Origin of the sequence: Porphyromonas sp. COT-239 OH1446, from assembly GCF_000768875.1 — a bacterium.
Taxonomy (GTDB): domain Bacteria; phylum Bacteroidota; class Bacteroidia; order Bacteroidales; family Porphyromonadaceae; genus Porphyromonas.
This window is the reverse complement of record NZ_JRAO01000005.1, coordinates 1-13,273: the sequence shown is the minus strand read 5'-3', so window position 1 is coordinate 13,273 and position 13,273 is coordinate 1. Positions and strand designations below refer to the sequence as shown.

The following is a 13,273-nucleotide window of genomic DNA, read 5'->3' as shown; positions in this document are numbered from 1 at the left end:
GATTATTCTTGTTCCTTGATCAGGCCATGCTTGTAGGCATAGAGCAGCTTTTTGAGCTCCTCTACCTGGGCGATGAGGATCTTACCCTGGTCTGTGTCCTGGACGAGGATGCGGTGCGAGCTGTATTCGCGCACGACGGAGATACTCTCAATATCCTCCATCTGCTCAATGGCCTGACGGGTCGAGCTGAAGGGTTCGTGCTTGACGAGCTGTAGGCCCTGAGAGTTGAAGATCAGCGTATAGCCAGCCATACCCGTACTGGACTGATAGGCTCGACTGAAGCCTCCATCGATGAGCATGAGCTTGCCACCTGCCTGCAGGGGGACTTCACCCTTGACAGCCTTGACAGGGACGTGCCCGTTGATGATATGGGTGTCCGGGCCCTCGAGGCCGAACTCGGCTAGGATGCGCTCGCAGACCTCCTGCTCGACACGATAGACGTAGTAGAAGCCCTTCTGCTCGTGGTGGGTAGCCTTATCAGCAATGAAGTAACGTTCAAAAGTCGTCATGGCACTTTTGTCAAAGAGGGGCGAGTCTGGCCCGCACCACAAGTACCACATATAGTCCACAGCCTCCCCATGCTCTGGGGCATCGCTAGCAGACCAGTGGGCCAGGCGCACATATTCGTCGACTCGATCCATGAGCTCTCGGCCTGCGTAGTAGCGGTCGCCAACACGTACCCTCTTGAAGCTTCGATCCTCATTCAGTGGGATCGAGGCGTGGTAGAGGAGCTGGAAGTTGTAGGCTAGATACATACTTCCTTTCTTGTAGAGGAAGTTCACGTGCTTGCGAAGCTTCTCACTGTGTAGGAAAGAATGCTTCAATCGGGCTACTACGTCGACCTCTGCCTCCGTGAGACGATAAGGATCTTCTAAGTCGATCGTAGGGAAATGGGTATCCAACAGAGGGTGCTCGCTGCCATCAGGCAGACGGATCGTCCCCTCTACGAGGTTCATCAGGTGCAGCAGATTGCGCCCCTGCATCCCATACTCGGGACGACGAGCAATCAGCTGAGCCTCGAGCTTGAACTGAATGACTGCAATAGCCTTGTGCATCTGACTGATCAGGTAGAGGCTCTTGTCGTCATAGGCCTCGTCAGTATCTCCGACCTTGGCCTGGAAACGCTTACAGGGGTCATCGGCATACTCCTCCATAGCCAGGCGGGCCAATGGTAGGAGGTTGATGCCATAGCCGCCCTCGAGGGTAGCTAGATTGGCATAGCGCAGGGCAATACGAATCACGTTGGCCATGCTCGCCTCGTTGCCCACAGCTGCACCCATCCAGAGGATATCATGATTACCCCACTGGATGTCTACATTATGGTAGGTGAGCAGCTTGTCCATGATCACATGAGCTCCTGGGCCTCGGTCGTAGACATCGCCTACGACGTGCAGATGGTCGATGGCCAGACGCTGTATGGTCTCAGAGATGGCGATGATGAAGTCCTCGGCCTGCCCGGTCTCGATGATGGAGTTTTGGATAGCCTGTAGGTAACCCGCCTTCTTGCTGTTGAGCCCATCCTCGTGCAGGAGCTCCTGGATGATGTAGCTGTACTGTGGGGGAAGGGCCTTGCGCACCTTAGAGCGAGTGTACTTCTCGCTCACTCTCTGACAGACCTTGATCAGCTGGTTGATGGCTACGACATACCAGTCGGCCACCGAGCTCTCTCGCTGACGAATACGCTCGAGGCTCTCCTGGGGGTAGTAGATGAGCGTACAAAGCTCACGGATCTCTTGCTCACGGATCTGTCCGCCGAAGAGCTCGGAGACCTTGCGGCGGATCGTCCCCGAAGCATTCTTGAGGACGTGAATGAAGGCCTCATACTCACCGTGCACGTCGGCCAGGAAGTGCTCCGTACCCTTGGGCAGGTTGAGGATAGCCTGTAGGTTCATGATCTCTGAGGCTACCGAGGCAGCCGTGGGGAATTGCTTAGACAGCAGGCTCAGATACTTGAGCTCTTTATCAGTATGCTCCATAGTGCTGGGGGTGTGATGATGTTAAACAGTCTATCTTCTTATAGTCTCTCTACTTGCTTGACTCCGACGACCCCTCGGATCTTCTTGATGAGATTTGTCAGAGAGCTACGGTTGCTCACATAGAGGGTAAAAGTCCCTCGGAAGAGGCCGTCGGCCGAGTCGATTGAGTAGCTGCGGATCTTCGTAGAGGGGTCTTTTTTGATGAGCGAGGTGATGTTGGTTACCACTGCGATATCATCTCGGCCAATGACCTCAATGCTGATGAGCATAGCCTGGTCATCGCTACCTGTCCACTTGGCCATCAAGACCCTGTGCCCTGTACGGGCGAACATATCCCTTGCATTCGGACAATCGAGGCGGTGGATCTTGATCCCTCGCCCACTCACGAAGCCGAAGATCTGATCGCCAAAGACAGGCTGACAGCACTTGGCGAAGCTGTACTCAACTCCTGTAAGGCCCTGGTCTATAACAAGGATATCGGTCTCGTTGTTGCACCTTGTCTCTGTAGCCCCATCCTCGGGCAGGACGACATATTCCTCGGCACTGCGCCCCTGGGGGGCGATGCTCTGCGCCTGGGCGGACTGCTCCTGCTGCCTGAGCTCGGTCTCATAGAAATCGAGGAAGGCCTGCAGGTCGAGCCGTTCCTGAGCGAGATCTCGGTAGAAGTCCGTCTGATGCTTGTACCCTCGGCGCAGCAGCAGGCGAGAGAAGAGTTGCTCGCTGAAAGGCAGCTTACGGTTTTTGATCCTGCGCTGAACCATCTCTTTGGAGAGAGCGAGACCAGCCTCCTCCTCAGCACGCAAGATCTGACGAATGCGGTTCTTGGCCCGAGAGCTCACGACGAAGGAGAGCCAGTCGGCTCGAGGATTCTGCTGCTGGCTGGTGATGATCTCGACGCTGTCCCCATTGCGCAGCTGATGCTTGATGGAGACATTCTTGCCATTGACCTTGCCCGAGATGGCTGTCGCACCCACACGGCTGTGGATGGCAAAGGCGAAGTCAAGTACCGTAGCCCCCTTGGGCAGCTTCAGCACCTCGCCCTTGGGGGTGAAGACGTAGATCTCCTCCGAGCGCAGAGTCATGACTGAGGACTCGAGCAGAGCCTCCTTGTCCTGCTCGCCCGAGCGCACAGCTTCGAGGGTCTCCCGCACAGAGGCTAAGAATTCGTCTAGGCCCTGCTCACCCTTGATGCCCTTGTATCGCCAGTGGGCGGCCACCCCCTGCTCGGCTACGGCATCCATACGCTTGCTGCGGATCTGTACCTCGACCCATTTGTTCTCGGGACCCATTACAGTGATGTGTAGGCTCTCATAGCCGTTGCTCTTGGGGATGGAGATCCAGTCCTTGAGCCGCTCGGGGTTCGGTCGATACATATCGGTGATGATCGAGTAGACTTGCCAGCAGAGCTGACGCTCCCTCGAGCGAGGGACGTCGAGGATCACCCGAATGGCGAAAAGGTCGTAGATATCCTCGAAGGATTGCTTGCGCAGCTTGTTGTGTATAGAACTGATGCTCTTGACCCGCCCCTTCATCTCAAAGGGCACATCGAGCTCGGACTCCAGGGCCTTGCGCACAGGGGCGATGAAGCTATCGATATAGGCATCACGGGCCTGCTTAGTCTCGCCTAGACGCCGCTTGATCATGTCGAAGGTCTCCCGATCTTGATACTTAAGACACAAATCCTCCATCTCGCCCTTGATCTTGTAGAGCCCGAGACGATGCGCCAGGGGAGCATAGAGGAAAGACACCTCTACGGCCAGCGACAGACGATGCTCGTTACTGCGAAGAGCCTTGGCATGGCGCAGCAGGTAGAGACGGTCGGCGATAATGAGCAGCACCACACGGATGTCCTCTGCCATCGAGAGCAGGAGGTTATGGAAGTTTTCCGAGCTAATAGACTCTCGTCTGAGATACAGCTCCGAGGTGCGAGAGAGTAGACGAATCAGCCGTGCAGGCTCTCCACCGAAGAGCTCCTCGATGCGACGTAGCTCTAGAGCCCCGCTGTGGCAGGCACGGAAGAGCAGGAGGGCGAGCAGCGACTCGACATCTAGACCCAGCTCTCGCTGTGCAATACAGGCCACCTCGAGATTAAGCTGTAGCCGATCGATACTGTGCGGCTCATGCTCACTGGGGGCAAAAGCACCAGCCTCGTAGCCCTCCCTGAGGCATGCGATGAGCTGCTGCCTCTGAGATCTATCGAGGCGCAAGTGCGATCCTCTCGTGAGCTCGTAGCTACACTCACGGATGCGTCTCTCTCTTTCGGTGGTCTGTGTCATAATGATAAGCCTAAAGATGCTCAAAAGTATTAAAAATGTAGCACTCTACGCTCCCAACATCGAGAGGAAGTTACCCTTCGAGGGGAGATATGGACTAGATCGACAAGTTACTGGACTGGTCTACGGGGGAGTGCAGAGCCTCAGCGAATGAATTTCCCTAGCTCGGGAATATCCTAGAGCTCTAGAGACACCCATTCTTGAGACCCTATCGAGATCGAGGGTGAAGGCCTAGACGAGAGCTCTGCCGAAGTCCTATTGGGATCGAAGTAGAGGCTTAGATAGGATCACCACCGAAGTCCTATTTGGATCGAAGTGGAGACTCAGACGGAGCTCCACCGAGAGCCCATCAAGCACATAGCCCTCACCTCCCCACGCCTTGGGCAGGTCTGACCTCGGGAGGCGAGCAAATATGCACACCAAGTGGACGATGCTACAAACAAAGAATTATCTGTACCTTTGTCGACTCATTGCAAAAGCTACAATTACGGTATTACACACAGATATAGCTGTATGAAAAATTTTATTGAAGAGCTTCGCTGGCGAGGTATGCTCCACGACTTCATGCCTGGGGTAGAGGAGCTACTGGCCAAGGAGCAGATCTCGGCCTACCTTGGCATCGACCCTACAGCCGACTCACTGCATATCGGCCACCTAGTCGGGGTCATGATGCTGCGCCACCTACAGCTCGCAGGTCATCGCCCTATCGCCCTAATTGGGGGCGCAACGGGGATGATCGGCGACCCCTCGATGAAGAGCAGCGAGCGTAACCTCCTGGACGAGCAAACACTGCGCCACAACCAAGAGTGCATCAAGAAGCAACTAGCTCACTTCCTCGACTTCGATAGTGATGCTCCCAACGCCGCTGTGCTAGTAAATAATTATGACTGGATGCGGGAGTTTAGCTTCCTCGAGTTCATCCGAGACATCGGCAAGCACATCACTGTAAACTACATGATGGCCAAGGATTCGGTCAAGAAGCGTCTCAATGGTGAGAGCAGCGAGGGGATGTCCTTCACCGAGTTTAGCTACCAGCTGCTTCAGGGCTACGACTTCCTCCACCTCTACCGACACATGGGCTGTAAGCTACAGATGGGGGGCTCTGACCAGTGGGGCAATATCACCACGGGCACAGAGCTCATCCGCCGCAAGGATGGAGGCGAAGCCTATGGGCTGACTTGCCCGCTGATCACCAAGGCCGACGGAGGGAAGTTCGGCAAGACCGAGAGTGGCAACGTTTGGCTTGACCCCAAACGCACAAGCCCCTATGCCTTCTATCAGTTCTGGCTCAACGTGAGCGACGCCGATGCAGCTCGCTACATCCGCATCTTCACGACCCTCAGCCAGGAGGAGATCGCTGCCCTCGAGGCCGAGCAGGCTCAGGCCGCTCACCTGCGCCCACTACAGCGTCGCCTCGCCGAGGAGATCACCGTCATGGTACACAGCAGAGAGGAGTACGAGGCCGCTGTCGAAGCCTCCAACATCCTCTTCGGTCAGGGAACTAAGGAGCAGCTCCAGCGACTCTCCAAGGAGATGATCCTCTCAGTTTTCGAGGGAGTACCCCAATTCACGATTACTAGGAATAAGCTGGCCGAAGGCATCAAGATCATAGACCTACTGACCGAGGAGACCGCAGTCCTCCCCTCCAAGGGCGAGCTGCGCAAGCTCGTACAGGCAGGCGGTCTCTCCATCAACAAGGAGAAGGTCAGCGACCATGAGCTCCTCATCGAACGCTCCGACCTCATCGCAGACCAGTACCTCCTCGTACAAAGAGGCAAGAAGAGCTATTACCTACTCATAGCAGAGTAAGCTCTTCTCCACACGACAAAACACTAGCCCCCAGGCTGCCAATGCAGCCTGGGGGCTAGTGTTTGCACGCTCAGAGCACTAGAAGCTAGCAGCACTCGAGCCCACAACTCGAACCCTCGGGATCTAGCTCTATAGTAATATGTGCCAGGCCATGAGCAGAGGCTAGCTCTCGAATGCGGCACTTGAGCTCTGCAAGACTCTCACCCGAAGCATGAGTCGTTGGGCAGTAAACAATATGTACCGAGGCAATGTGATCACTCCCATTGAGCGTCCAGATATGCAGGTCGTGCAGAGAGATCACCCCCTCGAGGGCAGACACCTCACGGCAGAAGTCCTTCGAGCACACATCCTCGGGGATCGCCTGTAGGAAGATCCGCAGCGTGTCCCGAAGGTTGAAGTACACATTGTACAGGATCCAGGCCGTAATCCCTAGTGAGAGCAGGGGGTCTAGGATGGGCAGGTAAACGAAGTGCATCACCACACTGACTACCAGCACTGCGAGCCAACCCAATACATCCTCCATCAAGTGCAGGCGGATAGAGCGATCGCTCAGCGAGCTACTACCGCTCATGCGCCAAGCCGCTATACCATTGATCAGAAGACCCAGCACGGCCAGGAGCATCATGCCCTGGGGGTGAGGCTCGCCAGGCGACCAGAGGCGGATGATAGCCTCCTTGATGACAAAGAACGAGCCGACCAAGAGGATAACCGAGAGCATCAACGCCCCCAATAGAGAGAAACGCTTGTAGCCATAGCTGAAGCGTTCATCTCTCCCCTTACCGGAGAGCTTCTCAAGCCGCCAGGCAATACCTAGGGCTAGAGCATCACCGAGGTCATGCAGAGCATCCGAGAGGATCGCAATGCTGCCCGTGAGGATCCCTCCGACGAATTCGATGATGCAGAAGAAGAGGTTGAGCACGAAGGCCAGGAGGATATTCCCCTGCCCCCCATGGTGGTGATGGTGATGATGGTGGTGGTGATGACCATGATGGCCGTGTCCGTGGTCATGGTGATGACCATGGCTGTGATGATGATCACCATGAGCATGATGGTGATGCTCATGGTGATGGTGGCAGCAGGCACCAGGTGTGTGATCGTGTGCCATTGTTTTTGTAGTCTTATTTCTTGTTCTTACCCTTCATGAGCCACTCTAGGGACACTCGGGTGAAGTAGATATCGTAGGCAGGACGGTCATTCTCCTCCGAGATGATCCCGATCGAGCCATCGGGGAAGACGACCAGCTCGCTATAGGCCGCCTCTCCCTCGCAGATCACCCGGCTTACAGGCCAGCTGCGCCCGTCGTCATCGCTGAGGAACAGCGTCAGACGCTCTCGCTTGGCCGAGTGCAGTAGCGTATGTAGCAGCACATTGTGAGCCTTGCCCTCTCGGGTAGTGCTGTAGCGTGTCAGAGAGGCATTGCAGGCATTACCCCGCAGCTCTCTCCAGGTGCCAGGCGTAGACCAAGTCTGCCCATGGTCTGCCGAGACGACGAAGGTGCGGTCGTTTGCCCCGCCAGCACGGTTACGACTGGAGATGAGCAGCTCTCCGCTCGAGAGCTCGACGATCTTCGACTCGTCTCCATTGGCACGAGCCACTGGAGAGGCCTTCCAGCTCTTGCCCTGATCATCGGAGTAGACCATGACGTTGTCCATCTGTCCTCCCCATCGTGGATCAACACGCATAGCAGCGACGAAAGCGATGCGCCCACGGCTGGTAATCAGTCCATTCCCCGAGCCGAAGAACCCTCCATTGGGGTAACGATCGGTATAGACCTCCGAGGTGATCTCCCGCACAGGAGTCCAGCTGCGTCCGCCATCGGTGCTCTGCGTGTAGTACATCTCCATCGCCTTCTGAGCACTGCTGGGGTAAGCCCAGAGGCCCGAGCCCGCAACCATCACCATGTGGATCGTCTTGCCGTCGCTCACCATCGCAGCATCGCCGTAGCCATGGGCTGCAGTGCCTCGGGCAACGGTGATGGGTTCGCTCCAGGTCTTGCCCTCATCATGGCTGATCTTGACCTCTACATCAATATCCTCAGGTAGGTCGTAGTCGCTGTTCTTACGGCGGTCTATCGAGGCTACGAGCGAGCCATCATCCATCCGCACGATAGCGGGGATACGGTAGCTAGCAGCCCCCTGCTCTCCTGGGGTCCAAACGAGTGTGCGCTCGAGGACAATCTCCTGACGATGCACTTGAGCCTCGGGGACGAAGGGTTTCTTTGCCTTGGAGGCGAAGCTAATACTCTTGACCTGTGTGGCCACGAGGTTGCCCTCCCCAGCTGAAGGGGCAATATCAGCCACGAGCCAAAGCTTGGTACCATGGTCAATCCGGGGACTTCCCTTAACAGCAATGAGCCTACTCAATGTCTCGATCTTATCTGTCTGAGCAATCAACAGCCCAGGGCTTCGATGGTCAAAGCGATCGCACACCTCAGTGGCGTAGAGCTTGAGGGCTCTAATATCTTCGAGGCTCGTTGTCCCTTCGAGCGACACCGAAAGTTCTCTGATACGGTCTACACGAGCAAGGCCGAGGGCTAGAGAGCTCAAGGCCTGTGCCTCTCCACGGCCAATCAGATTACCATTGGTCTTAGTCTCGGCAAAGGTACGGACAAGAGGATGATCAAGCCCCGAGGCAAAACCATGTAGCTGGGCGGTATGCCTGCCCGTAGCGTCAGTGATCGAGGTATCTCCAGGGCGATAACTATCGAAGTCAAAAGCTGCTACAAGGCCTTTAATCTTTGGCCTAGAGTACACGCTGCTAAGGTCTCGCTTCACTTCTCCGATCGTTAGGGCACGATGGTAGAAGCGGACATTGTCCAGTCTCCCTCCGAAGTAGCCACTCGGATTGCCCTTAGCATCACGCGAGCAGCCGATGAGCACTGGCTGGCTCCCCTGCACTTCAAAAGCTTCAAAGGCCTTGGCAGGAACACTACTCTGCAACTGAGCATCAACATAGAGCGATATCTGCCCTCCCTCTCGATCGATCACGAAGGCCACATGATGCCAAGAGCGTATCTCAGCCCTCTCGGGGGAGTGTACCCAGGCGGTACTCGAGCGATTAGTCTCTCTGTCCAAATACTGCTGGAGGGAGTAACCAGAGAAGTTGCTCTGCGTGTTGCGCAGGGCTAGAAGTTCGTATCCGAAGCGTGGATACTCGTTGGCTACGGCGGAGCTGGCTCGAGAGAGGATGCGCTGCCCCGAAGTATAGGCTTGGGTACGAGCCCCCCAGAACCAATAGCTGATCGTATAGCTGCCCTCTCGACTCATGTCGAAGTCCGTATGGGCTGGGACACTAAGGTACTGCCGCTCTCCATCAAGCTCTATGTAGGTTCGCTTATGCTGCGCCTCCAAGCTCGGGAGGGTAAAGAGGGCAAGAGCCAGGCCCAAGAAGATTTTTCGCTTCATCATAAGATTTGTCTGTAAGGGATAGATATTTATTGTCAAATGCCCCAAGCCAGGGGTTATGGGCGCACTCATGCAGGGCTCTGAGGCGAGGTCTTGCACAATGCTCCCCAAAGGTACTCATTTTTGCTTACCCTATCTCGAGGTAAGATCTTGCTCGAGTAACGGAGGAGATACAAAGAGGGCTGTCATCGCTACGATGACAGCCCTATGGGGTTACCTGTCCCGAGTGGGACGGACTCATATATACCTTGAGATTAGTTACCCGTACTGCTCTCGGGCGTCGTAGGCTGACTAGGCGTGGCCTCTGTAGCTGTGGGCTCTGCGCTAGGGGTATCGCCACCAAAGACAGGAGCAGCAGGCAGCGCAGGAGCAGAGATAGCACGCTGCTCGACAGCACGCTGTAGCTGAGTACTCTGGCTATCGCCACCACGAGTATAGAAGGCTGTAGAGAGGATACTGAGCCCCACGACAATACCTACGAGCCACCATGTGGTACGCTCTACGACGTCAGTTGTCTTGCGCACACCCATGATGTTGTTGTTGGCCGAGAAGGCCGATGCAAGCCCGCCCCCCTTAGACTTCTGTATCATAACGACAAAGATCAAGGACAGAGAGGCCAAGACGATGAGAACAGTGAGGAAGGTGTAGATGAACATATATTTCTATCTTAATTTATTGTTATTGATCAATCTCTCTAGAAATCTTATTTGGTCTGCAAAGTAAAGGCTTTTTTTTGGATAATTCAAACTAATAGAGCGTATAATGCGCAGAGCCTTTTCGTAGTGCCCCTGCTGAATGTAGATGCGAGCGAGGGTCTCAGTGAAGAGCTCCTCCTGTAGCTCCTCGTCCTGTACAGATGGTGTAGAGCTGGAGGATGAAGTCCTCTCGGGGAATGTGCAAATAGCCTCCGAGAGGTCAAGGGCTGGAAGATCCGCCTCGGGCTCTAAGGGCTCACCCGTCTCGAGCAGCTCTCGGCCCTCTCGACTAGCGAAATAATCGTCCCTCGAGGAGCTCTGTCCCTCGTAGCCGAGGTCGGAGGGTAGCTCTCGACCTAAGGCCTGCTCCTGCTCGAGGAAGCTATCGATGAGGTCAAAGGGGCTTGGAGCTTCATCCCGAGACCCGACCTCCAGCTCAGGCTCGGGATCCCCCTCGACAAGACTATAGAGTCGGGCCCTGGAGGGCAAATGGAGGGCTAGACGTCGGAGCTCAGAGCTATAGCGGACATCCTCGACGAGGGCGAGGTTGTAGAGGTAGAGGAAGGCAAAGCTCGAGCAGTAAGGATAAGCCTCGAGCAACTCTCTGAGGGGTTGTAGGGTTTGGCTCGAGAGGTGCTGTGGATGCCTCAAGAGGTCGTTTAGCTCGTCTCGGGTCATCGTGGTCGTGGGGTTACCAATTCTCGATCGTAGCATTGTAGATCTGTTTGATCAGATCTTCGGTGATCTCCTCGAGCAGGGCATCCTGCACACTAGAGAAGGGGGTCGAGCGGTCGAAGTCTCGCTGCGCTCGGAAGCTACGCTCGAAGCTCTCCTTGCTGTTGTCATGATTGACATAGCGCACCCTGACCGTTACGACAAAGAGAGTTCGCTCAGCGAAATTATCCTCTTTGACCGCCATAGGGGTGAGTTCATAGCCCGTAATGGTACACTCAAGCTCGAGATCTCCACCTCGGGGTACGAGATCGAGACGGGTACGTCGGGTGTAGAAGTCCTTAAGCCCCTCGGTGAAGTTCACCGCAAAAGGCGGATAGACAATAGGGGCTCGGTTGTTTACATCTGCGATCACGATACTCTTGAGACGAGTGTAGTCGATCGAGCCACCATTGAACTTGTAGCTGATACTACAGCCCGAGACGAGGGGCAGAAAGAGCAGGCTCAGGGCCACTGCTCGAGAGAGGATCTTAGAGGTCTTCGAGGCCATATTCTTTGATCTTACGATAGAGAGTTCGCTCAGAGATCTTGAGATCCTTGGCAGCAGCACGCCTGCGACCTGAGTGTCTGAGCAGGGCAGAGGTGATCTCCTCCCGCTCCACCTGCTCGAGTGTGCGGGGCGAGAGCTGTATCTCGGGGGTCGGTTCGTCAATGAGCTCTATGGTATGTACCTCCTCGACATCGGCTCGGGCCGAGGGTGGGAGGGTCGAGACGTAGGGCGAAGCCTCGTCTGCCTCGTAGGCGACCCGAGGAGGAGGTGTGGGGCGAATGAACTCGCTCGGGGAGAGCTCACCCAGCTCTCCATTGCTGGGGATCTTGACCTTACCCTGCATGATCTTGCCGATGAGGCTCTTGAGCTCTGCCACATCCTTGCGCAGGTCGAAGAGCACCTGATAGAGGATCTCCCGCTCGTTGCTGAAGCCCGAGGAGGCGTCCGCACGATCGATCAACCGCAGCGCAGGGTGTAGCTCCATCGGAGTCTCGGGCTCTAGGTAGCGGGCGAGGGTCTCGGCAGAGATCTCTCGCTCGGCCTCCAGCACGCTGATCCGATCCGTCAGGTTGCGCAGCTCTCGAATATTACCAGGCCAACGGTACTGCTCGAGCAGGGCACGGGCCTCGGGCGTTAGGCGTAGCGGAGGCATCGAGTAACGCTCCGAGCTCTGGGCGGCGAAGTAACGGAAGAGCAAGGCAATATCGCCACTGCGGCTACGCAGCGGTGGTACCTCGATGGGTACGGTATTGAGGCGAAAGAGCAGATCCTCTCGAAATCGCCCTCGAGCGACAGCCTCACGCAGATTGACATTGGTCGCAGCAACGATACGCACATCTGTCCGCAGGGCTGCACTCGCCCCGACGGGGATGAATTCACCCGTCTCGAGCACACGCAAGAGGCGTGCCTGTGTGGCCATCGGCAGCTCACCCACCTCGTCGAGGAAGATCGTCCCACTAGAGGCCTCCTGGAAGTAACCCTTACGGTCTGTGATCGCACCGGTGAACGAGCCCTTGAGATGGCCGAAGAGCTCCGAGTCAATTGTCCCCTCGGGAATTGCGCCACAATTGACCGCAATATAAGGGCCATGCTTGCGTGCGCTATGCTGATGAATGATCTTGGGGAAGATCTCCTTCCCCACCCCACTCTCGCCCATGACCAGGACGGACATATCCGTCGGGGCAACCTGTAGGGCGACCTGTAGAGCACGCTCGAGCAAGGGGCTAGAGCCAATGATCCCGAAGCGTTGCTTGACCTGTTGTGTATCTGTGTTCATACTGCCTTTTTGTCATACAAAGATAGGCAAATTCCCCTGCCCTACCGTTCTCCTTCCTCGATGCTGCACGAGGGGGTGAAGCCTCGACGAGGGGGAGGGGGTGGAGGCATGGGCGAGGGGGAGGGGCAATGGAGCAGCTACCGAGAGCTCCATCGAGCAGCTAGATAGGATCTCGACGGAGGTGCAGCTGGAGACTCGATGGAGGTATAGATAGCACCTCGACGGAGACCTGTCGTGTACTGAAAAAAGTTGACAGTGGGTGGAGCCCAATTCCTATTGATTATGCCCGCAGCATCTAGCGATTTTGAACGCCTTGCGATCATCGAGGAGTACCTGAGTGGTCCACAGAGCAAACACGCCATCGAGAACAAGTACAAGATTTCCCATGGTGTACTTCTCGATTGGATTCGTAAATTTGATCTTGAAGACAAACCTCATTCCTGCCCTATGCAATCGTCCCAGCCCCCCAAGAGCGATCTAACGCTCAGTGAGAGAGAAGAATTTCGCCAACTCCGTAAGGAGAACCGAGTACTCAAAAGTCGCCTCAAGCGCGAGAGCTTGGGTCATGAAGCCTATAAGCTCTTGGTGGATTTGGCCGAAGAGACCTACGGCATCGAG

9 protein-coding genes and 1 pseudogene are annotated in these 13,273 nt (G+C 55.9%); 2 read left to right on the top strand and 8 right to left on the bottom strand.

The window, feature by feature from the left end; all coding sequences use genetic code 11:
- Positions 1-2 precede the first annotated feature (2 nt).
- Positions 3-1,976 (bottom strand): fructose-bisphosphatase class III, encoded by a 1,974-nt coding sequence (locus tag HQ37_RS00840; protein ID WP_036879021.1) that lies wholly within the window; start codon positions 1,974-1,976, stop codon positions 3-5.
- 38 nt (positions 1,977-2,014) lie between these two features.
- A complete protein-coding gene (locus tag HQ37_RS00835; RefSeq protein WP_036879016.1) occupies positions 2,015-4,252 on the bottom strand; it encodes a bifunctional (p)ppGpp synthetase/guanosine-3',5'-bis(diphosphate) 3'-pyrophosphohydrolase in 2,238 nt (745 codons plus the stop codon).
- A 510-nt stretch (positions 4,253-4,762) separates the two neighbouring features.
- Here HQ37_RS00835 and tyrS point away from each other — a divergent pair.
- On the top strand, positions 4,763-6,058 hold the full coding sequence (gene tyrS, locus HQ37_RS00830; protein ID WP_036879013.1) for a tyrosine--tRNA ligase: 1,296 nt from the start codon (positions 4,763-4,765) through the stop codon (positions 6,056-6,058).
- 85 nt (positions 6,059-6,143) lie between these two features.
- On the opposite strand, the gene HQ37_RS00825 is transcribed toward tyrS, so the two are convergent.
- The 6 genes from HQ37_RS00825 to HQ37_RS00800 all read right to left on the bottom strand — a co-directional run bounded on the left by HQ37_RS00825 (position 6,144) and on the right by HQ37_RS00800 (position 12,655).
- Complete coding sequence (locus HQ37_RS00825) at positions 6,144-7,163, bottom strand: cation diffusion facilitator family transporter (protein WP_081951702.1); 1,020 nt, start codon at positions 7,161-7,163, stop codon at positions 6,144-6,146.
- Between the two features lie 13 nt (positions 7,164-7,176).
- The gene (locus HQ37_RS07995) at positions 7,177-9,465 is read right to left on the bottom strand and encodes an exo-alpha-sialidase (protein WP_052080659.1); all 2,289 of its coding nucleotides are present in this window, start codon (positions 9,463-9,465) and stop codon (positions 7,177-7,179) included.
- 251 nt (positions 9,466-9,716) lie between these two features.
- Positions 9,717-10,118 carry a preprotein translocase subunit SecG gene (secG, locus tag HQ37_RS00815; RefSeq protein ID WP_235264610.1) on the bottom strand — a complete coding sequence of 134 codons (402 nt, stop codon included), beginning with the start codon at positions 10,116-10,118 and terminating at the stop codon, positions 9,717-9,719.
- Between the two features lie 6 nt (positions 10,119-10,124).
- Positions 10,125-10,871, bottom strand: coding sequence for a tetratricopeptide repeat protein (locus tag HQ37_RS00810; RefSeq protein WP_235264609.1), 747 nt, complete (start codon positions 10,869-10,871; stop codon positions 10,125-10,127).
- On the bottom strand, positions 10,849-11,379 hold the full coding sequence (gene lptE, locus HQ37_RS00805; protein ID WP_036878997.1) for an LPS assembly lipoprotein LptE: 531 nt from the start codon (positions 11,377-11,379) through the stop codon (positions 10,849-10,851). The genes HQ37_RS00810 and lptE overlap by 23 nt, the downstream gene beginning before the upstream one ends.
- Complete coding sequence (locus HQ37_RS00800; RefSeq protein WP_036878994.1) at positions 11,360-12,655, bottom strand: sigma-54-dependent Fis family transcriptional regulator; 1,296 nt, start codon at positions 12,653-12,655, stop codon at positions 11,360-11,362. The genes lptE and HQ37_RS00800 overlap by 20 nt, the downstream gene beginning before the upstream one ends.
- A gap of 282 nt (positions 12,656-12,937) precedes the next feature.
- On the opposite strand from HQ37_RS00800, the pseudogene HQ37_RS08425 reads away from it, so the two are divergent.
- Positions 12,938-13,273 (top strand): annotated as a pseudogene (locus HQ37_RS08425) (IS3 family transposase); the annotation flags it as partial.

Coding starts and splice junctions, on each gene's coding strand:
- HQ37_RS00840 (WP_036879021.1), bottom strand. CDS start 1,976: ATGGAGCATACTGATAAAGAGCTCAAGTATCTGAGCCTGCTGTCTAAG.
- HQ37_RS00835 (WP_036879016.1), bottom strand. CDS start 4,252: ATGACACAGACCACCGAAAGAGAGAGACGCATCCGTGAGTGTAGCTAC.
- tyrS (WP_036879013.1), top strand. CDS start 4,763: ATGAAAAATTTTATTGAAGAGCTTCGCTGGCGAGGTATGCTCCACGAC.
- HQ37_RS00825 (WP_081951702.1), bottom strand. CDS start 7,163: ATGGCACACGATCACACACCTGGTGCCTGCTGCCACCATCACCATGAG.
- HQ37_RS07995 (WP_052080659.1), bottom strand. CDS start 9,465: ATGATGAAGCGAAAAATCTTCTTGGGCCTGGCTCTTGCCCTCTTTACC.
- secG (WP_235264610.1), bottom strand. CDS start 10,118: ATGTTCATCTACACCTTCCTCACTGTTCTCATCGTCTTGGCCTCTCTG.
- HQ37_RS00810 (WP_235264609.1), bottom strand. CDS start 10,871: ATGCTACGATCGAGAATTGGTAACCCCACGACCACGATGACCCGAGAC.
- lptE (WP_036878997.1), bottom strand. CDS start 11,379: ATGGCCTCGAAGACCTCTAAGATCCTCTCTCGAGCAGTGGCCCTGAGC.
- HQ37_RS00800 (WP_036878994.1), bottom strand. CDS start 12,655: ATGAACACAGATACACAACAGGTCAAGCAACGCTTCGGGATCATTGGC.